This window comes from Rhizobium jaguaris, assembly GCF_003627755.1.
Classification (GTDB): domain Bacteria; phylum Pseudomonadota; class Alphaproteobacteria; order Rhizobiales; family Rhizobiaceae; genus Rhizobium; species Rhizobium jaguaris.
On record NZ_CP032695.1, the window covers coordinates 1,263,334 to 1,286,558 of the forward strand.

The 23,225-nt window shown below is 58.6% G+C and carries 20 protein-coding genes; 5 read left to right on the forward strand and 15 right to left on the reverse strand.

The genetic code is table 11. From position 1 onward, the window contains the following. Window positions 1-13 precede the first annotated feature (13 nt). Together CCGE525_RS28160 and CCGE525_RS28165 are read left to right on the forward strand one after the other, a co-directional pair. The gene (locus tag CCGE525_RS28160; RefSeq protein WP_120707540.1) at window positions 14-853 is read left to right on the forward strand and encodes an alpha/beta fold hydrolase; all 840 of its coding nucleotides are present in this window, start codon (window positions 14-16) and stop codon (window positions 851-853) included. A gap of 23 nt (window positions 854-876) precedes the next feature. Next, the gene (locus CCGE525_RS28165; protein ID WP_120707541.1) at window positions 877-1,647 is read left to right on the forward strand and encodes an SDR family oxidoreductase; all 771 of its coding nucleotides are present in this window, start codon (window positions 877-879) and stop codon (window positions 1,645-1,647) included. Between the two features lie 105 nt (window positions 1,648-1,752). Here CCGE525_RS28165 and CCGE525_RS28170 read toward each other — a convergent pair whose 3' ends face one another. From CCGE525_RS28170 to CCGE525_RS28190, 5 genes are read right to left on the reverse strand one after another with little or no spacing between them, the layout of a single operon-like run. Next, a complete protein-coding gene (locus tag CCGE525_RS28170; protein ID WP_120707542.1) occupies window positions 1,753-2,937 on the reverse strand; it encodes a M20 aminoacylase family protein in 1,185 nt (394 codons plus the stop codon). Between the two features lie 54 nt (window positions 2,938-2,991). Further along, window positions 2,992-3,771, reverse strand: a complete 780-nt coding sequence (locus CCGE525_RS28175) for an amino acid ABC transporter ATP-binding protein (protein ID WP_120707543.1) — start codon at window positions 3,769-3,771, stop codon at window positions 2,992-2,994. Between the two features lie 8 nt (window positions 3,772-3,779). Continuing rightward, window positions 3,780-4,724: an amino acid ABC transporter permease gene (locus tag CCGE525_RS28180; RefSeq protein WP_120707544.1), complete on the reverse strand. Its 945-nt coding sequence runs from the start codon at window positions 4,722-4,724 to the stop codon at window positions 3,780-3,782. Next, window positions 4,721-5,611: an ABC transporter substrate-binding protein gene (locus CCGE525_RS28185; RefSeq protein ID WP_120707545.1), complete on the reverse strand. Its 891-nt coding sequence runs from the start codon at window positions 5,609-5,611 to the stop codon at window positions 4,721-4,723. Before CCGE525_RS28185 ends, CCGE525_RS28180 begins: the two co-directional genes overlap by 4 nt. Before the next feature lie 45 nt (window positions 5,612-5,656). Then, complete coding sequence (locus CCGE525_RS28190) at window positions 5,657-6,634, reverse strand: substrate-binding domain-containing protein (RefSeq protein ID WP_120707546.1); 978 nt, start codon at window positions 6,632-6,634, stop codon at window positions 5,657-5,659. Between the two features lie 99 nt (window positions 6,635-6,733). Between CCGE525_RS28190 and CCGE525_RS28195 the strand changes: the two genes are divergently transcribed. Beyond that, on the forward strand, window positions 6,734-8,062 hold the full coding sequence (locus tag CCGE525_RS28195; RefSeq protein ID WP_120707547.1) for an aminotransferase-like domain-containing protein: 1,329 nt from the start codon (window positions 6,734-6,736) through the stop codon (window positions 8,060-8,062). 92 nt (window positions 8,063-8,154) lie between these two features. On the opposite strand, the gene CCGE525_RS28200 is transcribed toward CCGE525_RS28195, so the two are convergent. The 4 genes from CCGE525_RS28200 to CCGE525_RS28215 are packed head-to-tail and all read right to left on the reverse strand — an operon-like array spanning window position 8,155 to window position 14,966. Continuing rightward, window positions 8,155-8,859, reverse strand: coding sequence for an alpha/beta hydrolase (locus CCGE525_RS28200; protein ID WP_120707548.1), 705 nt, complete (start codon window positions 8,857-8,859; stop codon window positions 8,155-8,157). Window positions 8,860-8,871: 12 nt separating this feature from the next. Continuing rightward, window positions 8,872-10,614 (reverse strand): alpha/beta hydrolase, encoded by a 1,743-nt coding sequence (locus CCGE525_RS28205; RefSeq protein ID WP_120707549.1) that lies wholly within the window; start codon window positions 10,612-10,614, stop codon window positions 8,872-8,874. Window positions 10,615-10,641: 27 nt separating this feature from the next. Further along, window positions 10,642-13,797 (reverse strand): efflux RND transporter permease subunit, encoded by a 3,156-nt coding sequence (locus CCGE525_RS28210; protein ID WP_120707550.1) that lies wholly within the window; start codon window positions 13,795-13,797, stop codon window positions 10,642-10,644. Next, entirely contained in the window at window positions 13,794-14,966 is a 1,173-nt protein-coding gene (locus CCGE525_RS28215; protein ID WP_120707551.1) for an efflux RND transporter periplasmic adaptor subunit, read from the reverse strand. Before CCGE525_RS28215 ends, CCGE525_RS28210 begins: the two co-directional genes overlap by 4 nt. A 465-nt stretch (window positions 14,967-15,431) precedes the next feature. Here CCGE525_RS28215 and CCGE525_RS28220 point away from each other — a divergent pair, with 465 nt between their 5' ends. Together CCGE525_RS28220 and CCGE525_RS28225 are read left to right on the forward strand one after the other, a co-directional pair. Beyond that, window positions 15,432-15,932, forward strand: a complete 501-nt coding sequence (locus CCGE525_RS28220) for a YqhA family protein (RefSeq protein WP_120707552.1) — start codon at window positions 15,432-15,434, stop codon at window positions 15,930-15,932. Window positions 15,933-16,699: 767 nt separating this feature from the next. Beyond that, on the forward strand, window positions 16,700-17,788 hold the full coding sequence (locus tag CCGE525_RS28225; RefSeq protein WP_120707553.1) for a porin: 1,089 nt from the start codon (window positions 16,700-16,702) through the stop codon (window positions 17,786-17,788). Between the two features lie 231 nt (window positions 17,789-18,019). On the opposite strand, the gene CCGE525_RS28230 is transcribed toward CCGE525_RS28225, so the two are convergent. From CCGE525_RS28230 to CCGE525_RS28255, 6 genes are all read right to left on the reverse strand, one after another. Then, window positions 18,020-18,325: a hypothetical protein gene (locus CCGE525_RS28230; RefSeq protein ID WP_162950333.1), complete on the reverse strand. Its 306-nt coding sequence runs from the start codon at window positions 18,323-18,325 to the stop codon at window positions 18,020-18,022. Between the two features lie 229 nt (window positions 18,326-18,554). Continuing rightward, a complete protein-coding gene (locus CCGE525_RS28235) occupies window positions 18,555-19,562 on the reverse strand; it encodes a ScyD/ScyE family protein (RefSeq protein ID WP_120707555.1) in 1,008 nt (335 codons plus the stop codon). After that, window positions 19,541-20,329 carry a formylglycine-generating enzyme family protein gene (locus tag CCGE525_RS28240; protein WP_120707556.1) on the reverse strand — a complete coding sequence of 263 codons (789 nt, stop codon included), beginning with the start codon at window positions 20,327-20,329 and terminating at the stop codon, window positions 19,541-19,543. Before CCGE525_RS28240 ends, CCGE525_RS28235 begins: the two co-directional genes overlap by 22 nt. After that, window positions 20,298-21,359, reverse strand: a complete 1,062-nt coding sequence (locus CCGE525_RS28245) for an ABC transporter ATP-binding protein (protein WP_120707557.1) — start codon at window positions 21,357-21,359, stop codon at window positions 20,298-20,300. Before CCGE525_RS28245 ends, CCGE525_RS28240 begins: the two co-directional genes overlap by 32 nt. Before the next feature lie 5 nt (window positions 21,360-21,364). Continuing rightward, a complete protein-coding gene (locus CCGE525_RS28250) occupies window positions 21,365-22,222 on the reverse strand; it encodes a carbohydrate ABC transporter permease (protein WP_120707558.1) in 858 nt (285 codons plus the stop codon). Between the two features lie 13 nt (window positions 22,223-22,235). Beyond that, window positions 22,236-23,159: a carbohydrate ABC transporter permease gene (locus CCGE525_RS28255; protein ID WP_120707559.1), complete on the reverse strand. Its 924-nt coding sequence runs from the start codon at window positions 23,157-23,159 to the stop codon at window positions 22,236-22,238. Between the last annotated feature and the right edge of the window lie 66 nt (window positions 23,160-23,225).

Consider the following 23,225-nt stretch of genomic DNA (forward strand, 5'->3'; position numbering starts at 1 on the left):
AGGAAACATAACCATGACCACGATCACATATCGCACAGTCACCGTTGACGGCACCAAGATCTTCTATCGCGAAGCAGGCGCGAAGGGCGCTGCAAAGCTGCTGCTGCTGCACGGCTTTCCAACCGCAGGCCACATGTTCCGCGATTTGATTCCGCTGCTGGCCGACAGGTACCATATCATCGCGCCCGACCTTCCGGGCTTTGGCCAGTCCGACGATCCTGTCGCCAACAGCTTCGATAGCATTGCAAACACGATCGACCGTTTCACGGAGATCGTCGGCTTCGACCGCTATGCGGTCTATGTCTTCGACTATGGCGCGCCAACAGGCTTCCGTCTGGCGGTGAAACATCCGGAACGGATTACGGCGATTATCTCGCAGAATGGCAATGCTTATGAGGAGGGCCTCAGCGAAGGCTGGAACCCAATCCAAGCCTACTGGCAGAATGCGACGGAAGAAAACCGTAACGCACTGAAGGCCTTCCTGGGACCGGAAACGACGATCTGGCAATACACCCACGGCGTTGAGGATCCCGCCAGGATTTCGCCGGACGGCTATTCGCTTGACAATTTCTACCTGTCACGGCCGGGCGCGGAAACTGTGCAGCTCGATCTCATGGGCGATTACAAGAGCAATGTAGCGCTCTATCCAACGTTCCAGGACTATTTCCGCAACCACAAGCCGCGCCTCCTGGCCGTCTGGGGCAAGAACGACCCCTTCTTTCTTCCGCCGGGTGCCGAAGCCTTTCGCAGAGACATTCCCGAGGCGGTGATCAAGTTCTTTGACACCGGTCACTTTGCGCTCGAAACCCATGCGGAAGAAATTGCCGCTGCAATCCGTGACTTCCTTGGCTGAAGCCGTAAAAGAGGAGAAAAACCATGTCCGACACAGTCGCTATTGTTACCGGTGCCAGCCAGGGCATCGGCCAGGCAACAGCCATTCGGCTTGCCAGGGATTTTTCGAAACTTGTGCTCGTTGCCCGCAACAAGGCCAATCTGGAGGAGACGGCAAAAGCAGTCGAGGCAACGGGGGCGGCAGCGCTCGCCCTCGACGCGGATCTCGCGGAACCTGCGTCTGCGCAGGCCGTTGTCGACAAAACGCTCGCCGCATTCGGTCGGATCGACGCGCTGCTTAACATTGCTGGCGCCGTGCCGCAAATCGACGTGTTCGAGATGACAGACCGGCAATGGGATGATGGCTTGGCGCTGAAACTGCATGGCGCGCGCCGCTTGACAGTCGCCGCCTGGCCGGCATTGAAGGAGACCAAAGGCTCCGTTGTCCTGATGTCCGGCAACTCCGCCATCTTCCCGAAAGCATCTTATGCTGCGGTCGGCACGATCAATGCAGCGATATCGGCGCTCGCCAAGGCCTTCTCCGACCGTGGTATCGAGGACGGTGTGCAGGTCAATAGTGTCCTGCCCGGACCTGTTATGACGGGGCGCCGACGCAGCTATTTGGAGCATTGGGCGCCGCTGCATGACATGAGCGTGGAAGAGGCGACGGCACGGTTTCCCAAGGAGGCGGGCATTGCGCGCTATGGTAAGCCGGAGGAGATCGCCGAACTCATGGCTTTTATCGTCTCGCCAGGCGCACGCTGGATGACGGGCACGACGCTACGCATGGATGGTGGCGAAGTGAAGTCCCTCTGAGACGGGTCGGACATGTACGCCGAAACCGGCGGTGTTGCTAAAAAAACGCCGCCGGAGCCTCAACAACGGCCTTAAATGCGTTCGCGGGCCGAAATCCCAGCCCCACTAATCCGCGTCGAGATAGCGCTCGGTCAGTCGGGCCCACATGGCGGCGCCAGCAGTGAGGCTTTCGTCAGCGAAGTCGTATTTAGCGCTGTGCAGGATTGCGGAATTGACGCCATTGCCGAGGCGCAGGAAGCTGCCTGGCTTGTGTTCAAGGAAGTGTGAAAAATCCTCGCTGCCAGGGATCAGGCCGCAGGTGGTGACCTTGTCGGCGCCGACGAGCTCTTCGGCAACCATGCGTGCGAATTCCGTTTCCTTCTCGGAATTGACGACGACCGGATGGCCATGGACATAGTCGATTTCAATGCTCGCGCCATAGCCTTCGGCCACGGAGACGGCCAGCTTGCGGATGCGAGCCTCGAGCAACTCGCGCACCTTCGGATCGAAGGAGCGGACGCTCAGCAGCATCTTCGCGCTTTCGGGAATGACGTTGGCCGCCTCGCCGGAATGAATAGAGCCGACGGTCACGACCGCCGTTTGCGTCGGGTCTATGCTGCGCGAGACGACGGATTGCAGCATGACGACCAGATTGCAGGCGACAACGATGGGATCGATGGTCAAGTGAGGGCGCGATGCATGGCCACCCTTGCCGGTAATGGTGATCTCAACCGTATCTGCCGCGGCCATCAGCGGGCCGGAGCGCAATAGCCAAGTGCCCTCCGGTGCACCGGGATGATTGTGCAGCCCGAAAATGACGTCGAAGGGGAAGCGTTCGAACAGCCCATCCTTGATCATCGCGGGAGCGCCGCTCACCGCGCCTGCCTCTTCGGCCGGCTGGAAGATCAGGTTTACCGTGCCGTTGAAGCGGCGCGTGCGGGCGAGATATTCCGCAGCTCCAAGCAGCATAGTTGTGTGGCCGTCATGACCACAGGCATGCATCTTGCCGGGAGTCTTGCTGGCGTAAGGGCGGCCGGTCTGCTCGGTGATCGGCAGGGCGTCCATATCGGCGCGGATCGCGATGCTCTTTTTGCCGGCGCCAACCGTCATGCGCGCAACAACGCCATGGCCGCCGACATTGCGCGTCACCTCATAGCCCCAGGCTTCCAGTTTCTTGGCCACGAATCGTGCGGTTTCCGCCTCTTCGAAGGAAAGCTCGGGATTAGCATGCAGATGCTGGCGGATGCCGGTCAGTTCGGCCTTCATCGGTTCGAAGTCTGACAGGCGGGCGAAATCGTTGTCGAGGGTCATGGCTATTCCAATAGCTATAGAGCTTGCAGAACTCAGTGATGATGGGGTGTCGCGCTAGATGAAGCGCGACAGGAAGCTTCTGGTCCGGGGGTGCTGCGGATTGCCGATGACATCCTCTGGCTTGCCTTGCTCGACGATCTTGCCGCCGTCCATGAACACGACCCGGTCGGCCGCTTCGCGGGCAAAGCCGATTTCGTGGGTCACGACGATCATTGTCAGGCCCTGCTTGGCGAGGTCGCGCATGGTGGCAAGCACCTCGCCGACGAGTTCCGGGTCGAGCGCAGAGGTTGGTTCGTCGAAGAGCATCAGTTTCGGCTTGATGGCCAGCGCTCGGGCAATCGCCACACGCTGCTGCTGACCGCCGGAAAGTTGTCGAGGGTAGTTGTGAGCCTTGGCCGAAAGCCCGACGCGGTCGAGCAGCGCCAGTGCGTTCTCCGTCGCCTGCTTCCGGCCTTCACCATGGATGCCGATCGGTGCTTCGATGACATTCTGCAGCGCCGTCATATGCGGGTAGAGATTGAACTGCTGGAACACCATGCCGATCTTGCGCCGCTGCAGCGCGATCGCATGATTGGATAGTTTTACAAGTCGGCCTTTGTTTAGCCGGTAGCCAATTTGCTCTCCATCGACTTCGATCGAACCACGATTGATCGATTCCAGATGGTTGATGCAGCGCAGGAAGGTCGATTTTCCGGAACCGGATGGCCCGAGGATGACGACGACTTCGCCGGGCGACACGTCGAGGTCGATACCTTTCAGCACTTCGAGATTTTCGAAGGACTTATGGACGTTACGGGCCTGCACCAGCGGGGAGATGTTGACGATGCTGTTCATTGGCGCGTTCACTGTCCCGCCTCCTGCGCCGGCACGAGTGCCGGCATGCTGTCCTTTGCGGCCTTCGTTGCGCCGGAGCGGCGGTCGGCGCGGCTATAGTAGCGCTCGATGTAACCCTGGCCGATATTCAGCACCGACGTGATCAGGAGATACCAGATGACGGCAACGAGCAGCATCGGGACGACTTCGAACGTGCGATTGTAGATCGATTGCACGGAGTAGAGCAGATCGGCCATGGCGATGACGCTGACGAGAGACGTTGCCTTGATCATGCTGATGAGCTGGTTGCCCGTCGGCGGCACGATCGAGCGCATGGCCTGCGGAATGATGATGCGGCGCAGGGCACGGATCCGCGTCATGCCAAAGGCTTCTGCCGTCTCGAACTGGCCTCTGTCGACCGAAAGCAGGCCGCCGCGGATGATCTCTGCCATGTAGGCGGCTTCGTTGAGCGCCAGGCCGGCGATCGCCGCTGTCACCGGGCTGATAACGGAATTCGTGTCCCAGCTGACGAAGGTCGGACCGAAGGGGATGCCGATCGAAAGGGTCGGAAAGAGCGTCGAGAGATTGTACCAGAAGATCAGCTGCACGAGCAGCGGCGTCCCGCGGAAGAACCAGATGAACAGGGAAGCAAGCGAGCTTGCGAGCGTATCCTTCGACATGCGGGCAATCGCCAAAAGCAGGCCAAAGGCGATGCCGAGAGCCATGGCGACGACGGTCAGGCCAAGCGAGACATAGAGGCCGCTGATGACGACCGGGTCGAAGAAATATTGGGCGACGACGTGCCAGCCGAAGTTTTCATTATGGGCGACCGACCAGGCGCAATAGGCTGCGATCAACAGCGTTACGATCCAGGCTGCCACGCGGCCCTTCGGAAACGGCCTATGGGCATTTGCCACATCCCGTTCGGACGCATCGCCGGATGGCGATGCGATGTTTCCGGCATTACTACTCATTTCGGCAAGGTCCCGCCAAGATTGATACCCGGTTCCTTGATCATATTGTTCTCAAGGCCCCATTTCTTCATGATGGCGGCATAGGTGCCGTTGTCCATCAGAACCTTGACGACATCCTTCAGAATGGGACCGAGCGGCGAGCCTTTCGGCACGACAGCGCCCTGATAGAGATCTTCGAAGCCGTTCTTCTGGCCGACGCCGGTCAGCTCAAGCTGGCCGTTCGCCTGCGATACAAAGTAGGTCAGGGGTGCCTGCGAAGAGAAGAAGGCGTCGGAGCGCTTGGAGCGGACGGCGAGGATCGAGCTTGGCTGGTCGGTGAAGGACTGAACCTCGACCGCGGCCTTGCCGTCGGTCTTGCATTTCTCGGCCTGAACCTGGATGACTTTTTCGGCCGATCCGCCGGCCATGACGGCAATGCGCTGGCCGCAGGCGGTATCGAGCGAGGTGATGCCCTTCGGATTACCCTTCTGAACGGCGAAGACGACGAATTCCTGCACCCAGTCGACGAAGTCATTGGCTTCCTCGCGGCTCTTGAAATCGCCGATCGGGCCGAAGGCAAACTGATAGCGGCCGGAATTGATGCCGGCGAGGATGGCGGGCAGGCCGCTGACGCTCTCATGCTCGATCTTCACGCCGAGCACCTGACCGATCGCGTCGGTCAGATCGGCGCTCGCGCCGGTCAGCTTGGTGCCTGTGACGATTTCATAGGGAGGGAAAGAGCCGTTGTTGACGGAGATCATCCTGCCGGCGGTACGGATCGCTTCCGGCAGTTTGGCCCGCAGATCCGCGTTGACCGAGAGTTTCGGCAGGCTGGCGTCCTGCGCGAAGGCAGAGCCCGAAATCATCAAGCCCGCCGCAGCAAGGCAGGTCATTCTCTTCAGCGACATGTTCATTCCCCTTTTTGCTTTGTGACTCTGATTTTTAATCGATGGTTACGCCGCACTCGTCCGGTTACCGTCGACGTCGAACGGAAAGAGCTCCTCCGGCGTCATGAGCCGAGGCAGGATGCCCTGCGCATGCAATTCCCCAGCGAAATCAGCGATCATCTTGCGATTGGCAACAAAGCCGCTCGCATCCCAACCTTCGGGCAGCTCGGATGCCGACTTCAGCAGCTCGTCGAGCATAAAAGGCGTGGTGTCGGCATATTTGCGGCGCTTGCTCAGCCAGACGCGCTGCGATTCATCGATCAAGGCGCTTAGTTCTGCGATGACCCACGGATGCTCGGCGACGAATTCCGTCTTAAACCCGATCAGATGCATACCCGGTACATAACCCACATCCGCAAAATAGCGATGTTCGGCAGCGCGGAAATCCGACAGGAGCTGGCGGAAGCCAGAACTACCGGCAAAATAGCCGTCCGGCATGAAAGGCGTGAAGATCGCGTCGAGCTGACCTTCCTTGAGCAGATCCACCATCGGCCTTTCGCCCGGCGCCGCCTCGATACGGCCGGGACGGCCGAACCCGTCGAGCCGATCGACGATCGGATGGGCTTCGGTCAGGCGGCCGGCATACCACATGGCATCTTCGACGCCGACGCCTTCTCGACGGAGCGCTGCGCGTGTCCAGGTATTGCCGGAGTCACGCCAACCGGTGACGCCGATACGCTTGCCGGCGAGTTGAGCAAAGGTGGTGATGGGGCTGTCTTTTGTGGTGATGACGCAGCGGTGGCGGAAACCGCGCATGATGAAATTTGGAATGCCGACCACGCTGTCGTCACCGTCGATACGCATCTGTGTGTAGCGGCTGAAGGAGGTTTCCGCCGCATCGTAGGCGTCGCTCTTGCCGACGTGGGAGATCAGCGTACCGACCCGCTCCACCTTGATGTCGAGTTTCGGGGAAGAGACGTCGCCCAGGACCAATGGCGTCATGTAGTCCCAGTCACGGAGGGCAAGGCGGAGAGTAATGGGCATGAAATTCACTCGCGGGAAAACTTGTTTTCAAATGAGTAAATGTTCAAAATATCCTGATCAAATGTTATTACGTTATTGAACATTAAAAATGGTGCGAAAATGAGCGAAGATCGCGACGCGAAATGGTTTGCCGAAAAATTGAGCGATCGGACCATCCGCGGCCTGGCGCTTGAAACAAGCGCGCTGATCCGCGCCGGTGCGCTGCCGGTCGGCACCAAACTGCCACCGATCCGCGACCTCGCCTTCGCCCTCGGCATAAGTCCGGCCACCCTGTCCGAAGCATGGAGCGAGCTCAGGCGTCAGAAGATCATCAGCGGGCGGGGCCGGAACGGCACATGGGTCAGCGGCGATCGCTTCGTCGCCAAGCCGGCGCGGCTTGCAAGCGTCGGTGACTATGGCAATGACGCCCTGAACCTGACAGCGGCCGTTCCCGATGTGAAACTGCTCCCGAAGCTGGAAGCGGCGATGGCCTATGGAGCATCAGCGGAGAATCTCAACAGCTATGAGCGTAGCCGGATTCTGCCGGAACTGGAGGAGCAGGTCAGAAAGACCTGGCCTTACGAGCCGGAGGCATTCCTGGCGACCAATGGCGGCTACAATGCCGTCTACACCGTGATCAATGCCCTGGTCATGCCGGGCGCCGCGGTGGCGATCGAAGACCCGACCGGCATGCGCCTTCTGGATATTCTCGAGGATCGCGGCGCACGCATCATTCCGGTGAAATGCGACGAGGAGGGGCCGTTGCCGTCATCACTCGAAGCGGCGCTGAAATATCGCCCGGTCGCTTTCATCTTTCAGCCGCGTATCCATTCGGTCACCGGTCAGAGCGTGAGCGCTGCGCGCATGAAAAGCATCGCCGAGATCCTTCGGGACAAGGACACGTTGATCCTGGAGGACGATGGTATTGCCGATATTTCGACGGCACCACGCCATTCGATGGGGCATCTCTATCCCGATCGCGTCATCCACATTCTGTCTTACTCGAAAACACATGGGCCGGATCTGCGGCTGGCGGTGCTGTCGAGTTCGCGAGCCATCGTCGAGCAGATCCAGTCCTATCGCAGCTTCAGTGCCGGTTGGACGAGCCGAATTCTGCAGGCGGCGGCGGCGTGGTTGCTGCGCGATCCGGCAACGGCGGCGTGCCTCGATCACGCCCGACAGACCTATCGAGAACGAAGGGCTAACCTGATCGATGCTCTGGCTGAGCGTGGCGTGGAAGCACGGCATGGGGAGGGGTTGTGTGCCTGGATACCCGTATCCTCCGAACCCTTCGCAATGGTAACGCTTGCGGCGCGAGGCATTGCGGTGCATCCCGGTGCAAAGTTCTCGATCCTGCCCAGCAGCCATTTGCGCGTTGCGACCGCGAATCTCTCGGAACGGCTTGAGGAAGTTGCGGATGCGATCGCGCTTGCCTCCGTTCACATCTGACGAGACTTGTCGCTTGGGGCGCCATGCGGTGCCATCAAGTGCGAGACGGCGATCGGCCCGGGGGCACGCGTGGGCTTGGGGATCCCGCTTCTTTACCGAAGCATTGCAAGGATGGCCGCGCTTGCCTCCTGCAATGTCAGGTCGTGGTGAAATGCGCCCTGTTCTAGGAAATTGATGGTCTCCACGACCACGATCGGATTGAACATCATAAATGTATGGGTGGCATGCACGACCAAATGGTCCGTCGCGCCATCCAGCCGTGTCGACGCGACGGACACTTTTCCATCGTTAGGCCCGTCGATAATCGAATTGAAAACCGGATTGACGGATATGTCGCCTGCGATGATCCCCATGGGGTAGTCGGGTTTCGGCAGAAGCTTCGGCACGGCTGCCGCGCCGGTTCCGAGTTCGAGACCTGCCGGGCCATTGATCCAGGCAAATGGCCGCATCCCGCCGAAAGTATCCACGATCTCGGAACCGTTGTTGGGTGGGGCGAGCATGACGACCCGTCCCAAATTCTGAGGTCGCGACTGTGCCAGCCAGTGGCGAACCAGAATTCCACCCATGGAATGGGTAACGAAATTGACCTGCCGCGCGGCGCAGGCTTCGACTGAGTCTCCGACGTAGCGTGCAAGCTCGGCGATCGGCGCGCGCGTTGAAGGATATGCCCTGTTGACGATCAAGAATCCCCGCCGCTCCAACATCTTCTCGATAAGCCAGAACGATCCGCTACCGCGAGCGAGCCCGTGCACCAACACGACACATTCCGTTTCGTCTCCTTCGAGGGTCATCGCCATGCGGACAAATACTTAGCCTCCTCGTCCTTCGTAACTGGGTTCCCGGGTTTCCTTAGTCGACGTAGTGCCGGCATTTTCCGGTGTTTCGAAACGCTTCCTGAGGGCGGCCAGTTGATCCTGGGACCATCCTCTCACATCGGTCACCGCAACCCAGGCATTGATATAGTGCTGCGGGGCATAGACATGACCGAAGCCCATCGGTGTTTTGTTGGCGACCAGCATATCCAGTATCAGCTGGAAGCCGGTTACGATCGGATACCATCTGAGCTGCGGCGACACATCCTGTCCCAGCGGCTCCCGCATCCAGTCGGGCGTCTTGTAGAAATCCTTGATGTTGAAAAAGACAATCGGATCGCTGGCATATTGAAGATATACGATCCGGATCGGCCCCCAGGACCCTGGTGTCTCCTGTTGGGGAAAGCCGTTCTGGTTCATGAATCGGATCATTCGGCCATCGCGAAACTGCGGCAGCCGCTCGAACGATCCCGGGTTTCGCTCCTCGGTGACGGTCTGCCAGATGGCGCTGACAAAAGGTGGGCCGCTCCAGAGTGCGCCCTGTATAGGATCGTCCATCATTTCGAAAAGCCGGGCCGATTGCTGCGAGTTCATTGCACCGAGGCTCAGCCCGTGAAGATACAATCTTGGCCGCTTGTCCTTCGGCAACGTCGTCCAGTAGCCGTAGATCTGCGAGAACAAAGCTCTTGCCGTTTCCGCGCCGTATTCCGACTGGGCGAGCAGGGAAAGCGGACTGCTGAGATAGGAATATTGGACGGCCACGCTCGCGATATCACCATCATGAAGATATTCCACGGTGTCCATGGCCGCCGGGTCGATCCAGCCGGTGCCGGTCGGGGTGACCACGACCAAAATCGAACGAGAAAAGCCTCCCTGACGCTTCAGCTCCTCCAAAGCCAGCCGCGCGCGGTCCTGCGGCGTTCTCTCCGATTGCAGGCCCACATAGACGCGAATCGGCTCGAGGGCCGGTCTTCCGGTGATGGCGCTGATGTCGCTTGCATGCGGCCCGGACACTACGAATTCTCTTCCGGCCCGGCCCAACTCATTCCACGCTACGAGCGAACCGAGGGTTCCAGTCTTACCGTTTTCGAGAGGCTGGGGCCGTTCAGGTTCAAGCAGGGCATCAAATTGACGGTATGACGCATCAAGCACCTCGAAGGCCGTTCGAGCCAGGACACCGTTTGCCATGGACCAAAACAGGAAGGCAGTCACTGAGATCGCTAAGATCATTGCGATGCGTGGCGGTATATATCGTCGCATCAGTCTGTAGAGGATCGTGGCCAGCACTTTTGCCAAACGCCCGAGTGCCAGCAACATCGCAAAGGCGAGGACGGCAACCCCGCATACCAGGACGGGATTGATGCTGTCGGCTTGCGGCATGCCCACGGCGGCCCGTACGGAATTCTGCCAGGCGGTCGAGCGCCATAGGGAATTGACGACAACAGCGAGACTGATCGCCGCCGCCGGGTAGCGTATCAGCGCTCGTGCCCTGCTTTGTTGCGGCAGTTCCAGGTCTGTCCAAAGCCAGGTGAGGAGGACTCCCAGGGCATAACCGACCGAAAAGCAAAGCCCGGCCAGAACTCCCTGCGGCAGCCAATCGCGCGGTACCAGCGTCGGCGTCAGCGCCGATGCGAAAAGAATGGCGCCCAAAAGCAAGCCCAGCCAGGATAGCGGGCCGAATCCCGCGGCAACAATATCGACCCAAAATGACTTTCGCGTTGCTGCTGTGTTGCCGCTCATGCCCGCCCCAGATCTCCGAACCCGCCTCTAATCCGGAGCTTGAGTGGATTTGCCGCTTGAGGCGATGGGATCGACACCGAAAAACCGGCGCTTGACGGTCTCTCTGACCGTCTGAACGAATATATAGAGCAACGGGATGATAAGGAGGCCGACGATGGTCCCAATCAGCAGCCCCCCGAGAACGGTCACGCCGATCGCCTGCCGGCTGCCCGCGCCCGCACCCGTGGCGAGCACCAATGGCAGCACGCCAAGCACGGATGCCATCGCGGTCATTAGCACCGGCCTGAAGCGCTGAGACGTTCCTTCGGTTGCCGCTTCCATAATGCCGTGGCCTTCTTCCCTACGTTCTTTGGCGAACTCCACGATGAGGATCGCGTTTTTCGCGGCAAGCCCGATCAGGAGCAGCAGACCGATCTGCGCGTAGATGTTGAGATCTATTTTACCTATCACGAGAGCTCCCAACGCTCCCAGGACAGCGACCGTCACCGACATCATTACGGCCAGGGGGACGCTCCAACTTTCATACTGGGCAACGAGGAAGAGGTATGTGAAAACGATCCCCATGATCAGGATGATGACCGTCTGGCCGCCGGCCTGCTTTTCCTGAAGAGCGAGGCCTGTCCATTCGTATCCGAAGCCCGGCGGGAGTTCTTCGGCTGCGAGCGTCTCCATCGCGGTGAGGGCGTCACCCGTGCTTGCGCCTGCGGCGGCCTGCCCATTGATCGCTACGGACGGGAAGAGATTGTAGCGGTTGATGGAATTGGGGCCGTAAATAGTTGAAATGGAAAGCAACCCCTGCAACGGGACAAGGTCCCCCGACTGACTTCGCACTCTTAGCCGCTGGATGTCCTCAGTACGCATGCGGAAATTCGGTTCATCTTGAATTCGAACCTGATAAACGCGCGAAAAAATGTTGAAGTCGTCCACATAGGACGATCCGAGATGAGCTTGCAGTGTGCTGAAAATCGCCGCGGGCGAAATGCCGAAGAGTTCGGCGCGCCTTCTGTCTATATCGAGATAGATCTGCGGCGCGCTGGCTGAAAACGTGCTGAAAACACCTGTCAGGCTCCGCGTCCGGTTTGCCGCGACAATCAGGCCTCGCATGACTTCGGCGAGTTCTTCCTGGCTTTGCCCGGCGCGGGCTTGAAGACGAAAATCAAAGCCGCCGGTCGTGCCGAGACCTGGAATCGCCGGTGGATTGAACGCCACGATGGTCGCCGTCGAAATCGCGCTGAACTGAGCGCGTAGCCGGTTCATAAGAGCAAAGACGCTTTGATCGGATCCGCGCTCGTTCCAGGGTTTGAGCGCCGAGATGACCATCCCGGAATTGGAGCCGCCGGCGCCGATCAAGCTCGCTCCGGCGATCCCGATCGTATTTGCAACTCCGGGCGTGCGTTGAAGCAAGGAGGTGACTGTCGCTATTGTCTGTTGCGTCCGTTCAAGCGAGGCGGAATCCGGCAACTGCACGTTGACGAACAGATAGCCCTGGTCCTCCGACGGAACAAAGCCGGTCGGGAGCACGCGATAGAAGCCGTAGATGCCGCAAACAATCAAGACAAGGACCACGGCGCTCAGAACAATCCGGCGAGCAAATAGACCTAGCAGGCGCAGGTAAAAGCGTCTCGAAGTGTCGAGCCCCTTGTTCACTTGGTGGAAAATCCCTGCGCGGGTTTCCCTTGCCGGCCGAAGGATCAGAACACAAAGCGCCGGACTGAGCGTCAGGGCATTGATCGTCGAGAAGGTAATCGTGACTAGAATGGTAACCGCAAACTGGCGATAGAGCGTGCCGGTGATACCGGCCAAAAAAGCGACCGGCACGAAGAGGGCGGCCAACACAAGCGTCGTGGCGACGATCGGACCTGTGACCTGGCTCATCGTGCGCAGCGTTGCCTCGCGCACGTCCACGCCAGCCTCGCTCATAACACGCTGGACGTTCTCCACCACGATGATCGCGTCGTCCACGACCAGACTGATGGCAAGCACCATGGCGAACAGCGTGATCGTATTGGCTGAAAATCCCATGATGTACAACACGGCAAAACCGCCCACCAGGGAAACCGGTATCGTCAGCGAGGGGATGACCGTCGCTCGCCAGTCTTGCAGGAAAATGAAGACAACCGCCACGACAAGCACGAAGGTGATCGCCAGTGTAACGAAAATCTCCTCAATCGTCTGTCGCACGAAAGCGGTCGTGTCAAAAACGACCGTGGATGCGACATCGTCGGGAAACTGTTTCGACAATGTCTTCAGTTCACCAAGGACAGCGTTCGATACTGCGAGCGCATTGGCGTCGGAGGATTGATAGATGACAACCGTCGCGCTTGGCTGACCGTTCAGAGTTGACGCCGTATCGTAGGATTGCGCGCCAAGTTCCACCCGGGCAACATCGCGCAGGCGTACGATCGCTCCATCCCTGTTGGTGCGAATGATGATGTCGCCGAACTCTGCGGCGCTCGCAAGCCGTCCTCTTGCCTGGACGGTCAATTGCAGCTGCTGGCCCGAGGTCAATGGAGGGGAGCCCAACTGGCCGGCGGATGCCTGGGCATTCTGGGCTTGGATGGCCGTAGTCAGATCGGAGGCCGTCACCCCAAGGGCCTGCATGCGGTCCGGGTTCATCCAGATACGAATGCTGTAGGCTGGACCAAAAACGCTTGCTTCTCCGACGCCAGGCACGCGGGCGATCGCATCGCGGATATTGATCATCGCATAGTTGCTGAGGAAGACGTCGTCCTTCGTGCCCTTGGGCGAGTAGATCGCAAAACCGAGCAGCATGCTGGACGAGCGGGTTCGGACCGACACGCCGGTTTGGGTGACGGCAGCCGGAAGTCGCGGCGTCGCCATTGCGACGCGATTTTGTACGTTGACCTGGGCAATGGCAGGATCCGTGCCCGGCGCAAACGTCACCGTCAGGCTGTAGCTGCCGTTGTTGGTGCTCGAAGACGACATATAGAGCATGTCTTCGACACCGTTCACCTGATCCTCTATCGGCGCTCCCACGCTTTCCGTCATGACGCTGGCATTGGCGCCCGGATAGCTCGCCGTCACCTGGACTTCTGGCGGCGTGATTTGCGGAAATTGGGCGACCGGTATCAGAAGGAGTGAGACGCCTCCGGCAATCATCATGACGATCGCAATGACCATCGCAAACCGTGGTCTTGCAATGAAGAGCGCGGAAATATTCATTGCACCGAACCGGGTTGTGATGCCGCTGGGGCCAGGGAAGTCACGCTGCTATCGGCGGGTGATGCCTGCGTGGCATGGACGACCGAGCCCTCGGAGACGTTCTGCAGGCCCTCGACGATCAGTTTTTCGCCGCCTTTTAGCCCCTCTTCAATCGTCCAATTCCCACCGGTTTGCTCGGAAACCTTTATTCGTCGCAGCTCGACTTGGCTCTTTTCGTTGACCAGCAGCACGAACTTGCCTTCGCGATCCTGTTGAACTGCGCCTAGTGGCACGATCGGTCGCAGCTTCTTTTCGGCCTCCGACACTATGACCGTTACGAACTGGCCCGGAATGAGCAAAGATTGCGGATTGGAAAACAGCGTTCGAATTGCGAGCGTTCCGGTTGCCTGGTCGATTTCGTTTCCAAAAAAATCGATTTTTCCCGGTTCTGCATAGGACTGACCGTTCGATAGCCGCAGGGTGGGCTGATACCGCTTTGCGAGATCCTCCTTGCTGATATCGCCGGCAGCCGCCCGTAGATCGAGGATCGACCGGTCGCTGAGGGAGAATACAACACGGATCGGATCCAATTCGACGATGCGGGCCAGTATCTGCGAACTGCCGCTGACGAAGCTTCCATCCGACAATTCGGCTGCCCCGATGCGCCCCTCGATCGGGGAGGTTATGCGTGTGTAGCTGAGGTTGAGTTCAGCTTGGCTCACTTGCGTTTGCGCAGACAACACGTTCGCCTGTCCAGTTTCGACAGCAGTTTGACTTTGCTCCAATGTTGCGCGCGGGACAGTTTGGCTGCTCAGCGATTGATTGCGTGCGAGTGTGCGCTGCGCATCCGCCAGGCTTGCCTGCGCGCTGGCAAGGGCTGCTTTGGCATTCGCCAGAGATATTTCGAGCGCGCGGCGATCGATAAGAAAGAGATCCTGATCCTTCTTGATGATCTGGCCTTCGTCGAAGAGACGTTTGTCCAGGAAGCCTTCTATCCGCGAGCGGATATCGACGGCATTGACCGCCTCCACGCGTCCGACGAATTCGTGTTTCGGCGAGACGTCTTCGATCGGCACGCTGATGACACCGACGGATGGTTCAGCTTGCGCCACCGCACCCTCCGGCGCAGACATCAAAATTAAGAGCAATGCAACCAAGTAAGCCTGTGGAACTCGACGTCGCACTTTCATCGAACAGTCTCCAACAGAAGCGAGATAGTTACTCAACTCAAGCGTATGGAATCAGTCATCAGATCAGCGGCAATTGGCAAAGTGTGGCTCAATGCGGAGATAGAACGAGGCTAGGTTTCGTCCAGTGGTAGATATTCTACCTTTGCTTTCCAAATGGCAACCAGCCTACACGTTAGAGAGCATCGTCGGTTTTTGATCTTGGGCTGGGCTCGAGGCGAGCTTTTCGATCAGGTCGTCTTTGCGGGCATTCCTGAAGATGACGGCTTCGATTTCCATGGTTGCGATCTTATGCTGCCCAGGCACTCAAGTCAGATTTCATGGATGCGTTCTTGTCGCGGTTCGACGGGTGACCATGTTTCAATGTACCTTTCCAATTTACGAACGCCGCCTCATCAGGAAAGTGACAAGCAGCCCTTAATCTTTCTCCCGCCTGTTTCGAAAATCTGCAGCTCGATCGGAGAGACAATGATAAACATCTTGCTGAAGTTACGCTTTGTAATAGCGCTCGCCTCCATAGGTGTTATCGCCGCTGCCGGTTTGATGTTCTGGGAAGGTCTTCTCACATTATGGCATGCCTACGCCTATGTGAGAACAGATCCGGACCTTGCCACCATCGCGGCGGTCATGCGGGGTACGGATAAGCTCCTATTCGCGATTGTCCTTGTTATTTTCGCATGCGCCATTACCCTCGGCTTTCTGGTCGAACTGTCGCCGGAGCGGCGCGCGGCGCTGCCAGAGTGGATGATAATCGACAGCGTCGCCGAGCTCAAAAATCTTTTTATCCAGATGATCATCCTTTATCTGGTGGTTCATTTTGCCACGTTGGTGGCTGAGACGGATCAGATGCTGGAATGGAACGCTCTGGTCTTGCCCATTTCGGTGCTGCTGCTGGCCGCGGCCATGAAGCTCATCGCTGCCACGCATCGGCGCGCCGGTCCGGAAGAGCCCCCGTCTGCACAAAAATGACTATCTTGTTCACGCGGCATGGGGGCGATCCGTGAGCCTGTGAGAACTGGTGAAGGCTTCTGCAATCTTCTTTACCGCATTGCGGGCGGAAAGGATGAATGATGCCGTCACTTCCGGCCCTCTGTGGCTAGCGGCCGTAATGGGAAGAGTTTTCTGAACTTCAGATTGTATAATCGAGTGCGGTCTTCAATAGGCCCGCAGAGATGTAGCGCTTTCAAAAGCACGGGCCGGTTTTTCTGCGTAGCGGCCAAATCGGCCAAACGAGCTGTAAGCCTCAGTTCAAGGCTTGGTTTTCCGGATCCGGATCTGTCCAGGTCATTCTGCCCATTTCGATCATCAATTTCTCACACCGAAAACACCGACGTCACGTGGGGTCCCGCACCCGTGACGGTCGCTGGTGCGCGGCTTCCGATTCGTTCTGAGAAGACGAATTCCCACAATAATTCGTCAATAATGGTAATAGTGACTTATCATATGAATGCTATTGATAAGTATTACGTTTGTACTTCATGTGTTTCGGAATATTTCTATTGGCGTTTTGCTGTATATATATTCAATTTTGCTTAATTTTGTGATGTATTTCTGCATCTATGACAGATTTATGTCGCGTATATTTCTGGGTTAATCTGAATATTGTCTTGGCTCCAGTACTTCTCTGGCTATGTTGCGCCCGGGGGTCCAATGGCTTCCAAAAAAAACAGCCGGATGAATGAACGCAACGGATAATCTCCGGGTCGTTCCGATCAGGCACACAGATTGGAGAAAAAATGAATATCAAGAGCCTTCTTCTCGGCTCCGCTGCTGCTCTTGCAGTAGTATCCGGTGCTCACGCAGCTGACGCTGTTGTTGCTGCTGAACCGGAGCCGCTCGAATACGTTCGCATCTGCGACGCATACGGCGCTGGCTACTTCTTCATCCCGGGCTCCGAAACCTGCCTCAAGATCGGCGGTAAGGTTCGTACGGAAGGTGAATGGTACAACGCCTACAATCCGAACGACGTTCGTGGCACGCTCTGGCACACCCGTGCTGAACTGCAGCTGCAGACGGCCACCGACACCGAATACGGTCCGCTGAAGACCAACACGGAACTGCGTTGGGATTGGCAGGAAGGCGGCTCCACGGGCACCAACTTCTTGCACGGCAGCATCAGCCTCGGCGGCTTCACCGTCGGTAAGGAAGACTCGCAGTTCAACGTATTCACCGGCTATGCCGGCGACGTCATCAACGACGACGTGGTCTATGACGGCCCGTACGAACTCAACCAGATCACCTACAACTATGACGCCGGCAATGGCTTCACGGCTGTGATCTCGCTGGAAGACACCAACTCTGGCCTGACTAAGAACAGTGCCGGCGTTACCGTTCCGGTTACAGGTCCTAATGGCGAAAACAGCTCGGACCACTACGCTCCGGACGTCGTTGCTGGTGCTGGCTACAAGGCCGGTGCATGGTCCTTCAAGGTCGTCGGTGGTTATGACTCCATCGTCGAAGAAGGCGCTGTCAAGGCTCGTATCGACGCTGACTTCGGCGTTCTCTCTGCCTTCATCATGGGTGGCTGGAACACGGACGGCTCCAAGCTGAACAAGTACGCAGGCGCGAACGGTGGCGGCGACGCTTCTGGTATCGGCTGGGGCGACTGGGCAGTTTGGGGCGGCGTTGGCGTACCGTTCAACGACAAGCTGAAGTGGAACCTGCAGCTCGCCTACACCGACTCCAAGATCTTCTCCGCTACGACGAACTTGAAGTGGAAGCCGGTTAAGAACCTGCTCATCGAGCCGGAAGTTACCTACACCAACTGGGATTCGATCAGCGAAGATCAGTGGGCTGGTGTCCTCCGTTTCGAGCGTAGCTTCTAATCTGATCTGAATTCGACCTCCGATCAGAAAAGGGAAAAGGCCCGGTTTCCCTCCGGGCCTTTTTTCGTGCCTATCGCAAGCATTTCCGCAGTCCACACATGAGCGTAAATGACGCCTTTTCCAGGCCCTTTTACAGCCTCACAAGGCGTGAGCGAGCCATTCCAATCATTGACAGTCCCACCACCCGAAAACCTCAACCTTGTGGGCGATCGTGTCCACAGGTTATCACCGTCACTCGGCGCCGATCAAAACCAGACACGGCGACGCAATTTTATGAACAGGTATGGTCGCATAAGCCGGCTCTCGGGCGACTTTCTCAATACAGATCAGCAGATCCGCTGTTTTGCCGATATCTCTTCCGGCCGTTCTGGCAAGCATATACTTTGCCAGGGCCACCTGATCTTCCCTTCGGCTATTCTCCCATTCGGCGAGCGTCGATTGACTGGTTAGTCTGCCAGCTGAAACCGAAGTTGAGATTAGTGCTGATAGCCCCGCAGCAAGCAGCATGCGTCCTTTCACGGTGATCTCCTTCTGCACCAAACCTTCGAGGAAGCGACGGCTGCAATCCAACGCATTAGCCTAAGCGCACAGCCAGAATCTATTTGCTGATTGTGAATTCACCGCTTGCTTCCGTTCTGCCCACAACTTAGCGCCGCGACCAGCGGTATTCTGCCGAAGTCACACCTATAAACTTGTGAAAGTGGCGGGCAAGATGGCTGTGGTCAAAGAAGCCGGCACATCAACGACCGGTGGGCGCATTCCGAGATCAACGCCCGGTTTCGTGGGTCAGAAAATGGAGGCTGCCGCCGAGCTCAGAAACGATGATCCGCCGTTCGTCCCAGACGAGGACGGACACTGGCCGGGTCAGGCCAGCGAGAATAATCTTCCGGTCGCCTGTCGCCTTGTCCAGTTTCAGCAGCCGCCCGCTACCTTTCTGGAAACCTTCCTTCTGGTCGAATGTGCCGTGTTCGAGGATAAGCATATCGCCATCCGTGTCGAAGGCGACACCGACGGGTGCATTCAGTCCTTCGACCTCAAGCTGCGGCTTTGGCGCATCGCTGGCCTGGGGAAGGGAAACGACCTTTCCGCCGCCGGCAAGGAAGGGAAAACCGCCAAACAACGCAACATAGAGGCGCCCGTCGCGAAGGGCGATGCCGGTCGGCACTGCGTCGACGTCGTAGGTGCCGCCTTCCTTGAACTCGGTTGGCGACAGGCTGTGTAGCGCCGTGGCCGCCGCTGCCAGGCGGCCGAATGTCATGAGCGTGTTTCTCCGGCCGTCCGCCCGCACGCGTTCCACACTGTTTCGCGCGGAGTCGATCACGTAGTAGGTTCCGCCCGAGACGATCAAATCGAACGGATTCCAGAAATCGCTGCTGATGATGCGGGCCTGACCATCGGTGTCGACCGTAACGAGGGCGTGGTCGAACTTAGTGTCGTCGGCATCGACCGGTCTCCACCCCTGGGCGACGACATAAGCATCGCCGGACCGCACGACTCGATAGGGCCCGGTCGGGTCGCCCATCACGTCGGGGCCATGCGGAAATACCGGGCCGAATGGAACGAGCTTGGCATCGGCGCCGCGCCGGTAGAGGCGGCCGCTGGCTAGATCGCTGAGGAGCAAGTCTTCGCCGTCCCGCGAGAGGCCGGCGAAGGCCGCGCCCGGCATGTGGAAGGTCTCGAGCTTATAGCCGGGCGCAGCCGTCGGTTCCGCGCTAGCACCGGCTGCCAGGAGCAGAAGACCTGCGGCAATCATCAAGGCGCGGAGCGGACGCATCGGAAACCACCATTGGCTGAGAAGCGAAAATCCGGATCATAGGCGAGGCGATAGGTTGTCGTAAGGTGCTTTGGATCGCTGTTCCACGAGCCGCCGCGAAGTACACGGTAAGACCCGGCGCTTCCGATCGGCGGACCACCCTCATACGGAGCGTAGAGGTCAGCGGTCCACTCCCAGACATTGCCGACAAGATTGAGGACGCCTTCGACGCTTGCGCCGTTGGCGAAGGAGTCAGCCGGTGCGGTCAGGGGATAGCCATCGCCCGGATCGGCAGAGCAGCAGGTGTCGCTCCCGGAAAGTGCCCGAGTATAATCCGGCGGAGCGTCGCCCCACGGATAACGACCGCCCTTCGTTCCCCGTGCCGCTCTCTCGTATTGTCGCTCGGAAGGAAGGGCCAGGCCATAGTAACGGCAAAAGGCATCGGCGTCAGACCAGCTCACCCCGACCGCCGGATGGTCGTCCAATCCCAGGATCGCGTGATCTGCGTAGAAGGCCGGCCGATGACCGGTGGCACTGACGAAACTCCGGTATTGCTGGTTCGTGATCTCGGTGCGATTGATCGCGAAGGCTTGGCCTTCCAGCACACGCCTTGGACGTTCGTTTTCAGGGCCGTCATCGCGGCCGAAGACGAATGCGCCGGCAGGAATCTCGATCAACGGATTTCCGGCGATAGGGCCGGCATCGGTGGCTCCCGCGCGCGATGCGAGGGTGATTGCCAGCGCCACCGCAAGCAGGCTAAAAATCAATGCGAAATTGCGTCTCTCCATCGAACAAAAACACCCGATCCGTGGCAATCTTGATACCGATTTCCTGATCGATCTGACCGGCGAAAGTCTTGTCGGCACGCAGGGTCATCAGCCGCCCTCCCAACCGGACGCTGACAAGCGTATTCTCGCCGGTAAGTTCTACCGAATAGATCGGCGCAACCAGGTTGAAGTCGAGTTCTTCGGCTCCGGCCACGTGGACGTCTTCCGGGCGGACACCGAGGACCGCGCGAGGGAAGGTCACCCGACCGATGCCCCCCATGCTTAGCCCGTCGCTGACGAATATGCCGTCCCTCACTTCTCCCGGAATGAGGTTCATCGGCGGCGAGCCGATGAAGCCGGCAACAAAAAGAGTGCGCGGATCACTGTAGATTTCCCGAGGCGTTCCAAGCTGCTCGATGACGCCCTTGTTCATCACGGCCACACGGTGGGCAAGCGTCATCGCTTCTATCTGGTCATGGGTAACGTAGATGGTCGTGACCTGCAGTTCGTGTTGAAGGTGCTTCAGTTCGGCCCGCATCTGGGTGCGGAGCTTGGCGTCGAGATTGGAGAGCGGCTCGTCCATGAGAAAGACCCGCGGGGTGCGCACGATCGCCCGGGCGAGCGCCACGCGTTGGCGCTGGCCACCGGAAAGCTCCTTCGGTAGCCGCGACAGCATCGTATCGAGTTCCACGCGCCGTGCGACCTCGATGACGCGTCGCTTGCGTTCGGCGGGTGGCACTTTGCGGATCTTCAGCGGATATCCGATGTTCTCCTCGACCGTGAGATGCGGGTACAAGGCGTAAGACTGGAAGACCATTGCGACGTCGCGATATTTCGGCAGAACACCGTTGATGCGGTCCGCGTCAATATAGATGTCGCCCGAGGTGGCCTCCTCGAGGCCCGCGATCATGCGCATGGTCGTCGTCTTACCGCAGCCGGAGGGGCCGAGCAGAACGAGAAACTCCTTGTCCTTGACTTCGAGGTTGAAGTCGGCCACGGCGAGGAATTCACCGAACTTCTTGTAAACGTTGCTGAATGTGACGGACGCCATAGGTTTCAGCCTTTGACCGCGCCGAGCGATAGCCCGCGGACGAGGTGCTTTTGGACGATGAGCGCGAAGACGATGATCGGGACGCTGGCAAGGAAGCCGGCGGCGCTGATCTCACCCCAATGCGTCGTGTACTGGGTTACGCGGCCGGAAATGCCGACCGGCAGCGTCACCGAGCGCTCCGTCTGGGTAAGGATCAACGCGAGCAGGAATTCATTCCAGGAAAGAATCAGGCTGAAGATCGCCGTCGCAGCTATTCCGGGCCGTGCCAGTGGAAGGGCGATCCGCAGAAAGGCTCCCCAGCGCGTATCACCATCGACCATCGCGGACTCCTCAAGTTCGGGTGGGAGATCCTGGAAGTAGCTCTTCATCATCCAAGTGACGAAGGGCAAGTTGAAAGCGGTATAGGCGACGACGACGGCGAGCTTGGTGTTCAACAGATTGAAAAAGTTGAAGAAAATGAAGAGGGGTATGATCGTCGCGATCGGCGGCATCATGCGCGTCGACAAAATCCAAAACGAGATTTGGTAGCGCCATCGGCCCGGATATTCGAAGCGGGCAAGGGCGTAGCCGGCCATGGTCCCGAATATCAGGGAAACGATTGTCGTCGCCACAGCGATGAGGAAACTGTTTAGCGCGTAGATCAGGAACGGCTGTCCTATGAAGGCCGCTTCATAGTGCATGAGGGTCGGCGGGAAATCGAACCACACCGGCGGTACGGCGAAGATGTCAATGTCGCGCTTGAATGAATTCTGGGCGAGCCAGTAGATGGGAAAGATGGTGATGAAGAGTGCGAATGCCATCCCCAGATAGGCCAGTATCCGCAGTATCCCTTCACCAGTTCGATGCCATTGGCGAGTTGCCATCCGGCGCCTCCTCTCAATCCGCCAGCCGCAACCGCTTGATGAACCAGGTGCTGAAGCCGACCGTTACGAACAGCACCACCAGCGAGACCGCCGCGGCATAGCCAATATCGACGAATGTGAACGCGACCTTGAAAATATAGAGGCTGAGCGTTTCCGTGGCTCCTGCCGGGCCTCCTACGGTGAGAATGAACACCAGATCGAACAGCCTGAGCGCATCCATGATCCGCAGGAGTAAGGCGATCGCGATCACCGGCTTGAGAAAGGGTATGGTCAAGTCCCAGAACTGGCGCCAGGCGGAGGCGCCGTCTACCTGCGCCGCCTCGTAGGGCTCGGTCGGCAGGCTTGCAAGCCCGGCCAACATCAGCAGAAAAATGAACGGCGTCCACTCCCAGACGTCTGCAGCGATGATCGTTGCCATGGCGAGGTTGACATCGCCGGCCCATGCCTGGGCGGGTAATCCAAGGCGGTACATCAGCTCATTGAGGACGCCGAATTGCGGCTGATAGATAAGCTTCCACGTCAGCGCCACGGCGATCGGTGGAATCATCATGGGGACCAGCAGGATTGTCTTAAGGAAATTCAGTCGGCGAATGTATTTGTCGAAGAGCAGCGCAAGGCCGAGGCCGAGGAGAAATTCAAGCGTCACCGCAATGCTGGTGAATACCAGCGTATTCGCAACGGCGAGGTGAAGTTCCGGATCGGTGAGCATCCGCGCGAAGTTGCCGAAGCCGATGAATTCGCGAGGGACGCTCGGATCGGGGCTGATCCTCTGTACCGCCGCGGTGAACATGTAGATGGTCGGAAACAGCGTCAGCCCGGCGAGGAGCAGAAGCGTGGGTGCCAGCATGAGGATGCGAAGGTGACGCTCTGTCCATTGCTCCAGACCGCCGCCCGGTCGATGTTGCAGGGCCATCATGCCGCTTTCGGACCTCACCATCAGCCCCTCCCACGAGCTTCTCTCCCGGCGCAGGTGCCGTCGCCTTTCAGAGGGCGGGGTCCGCCA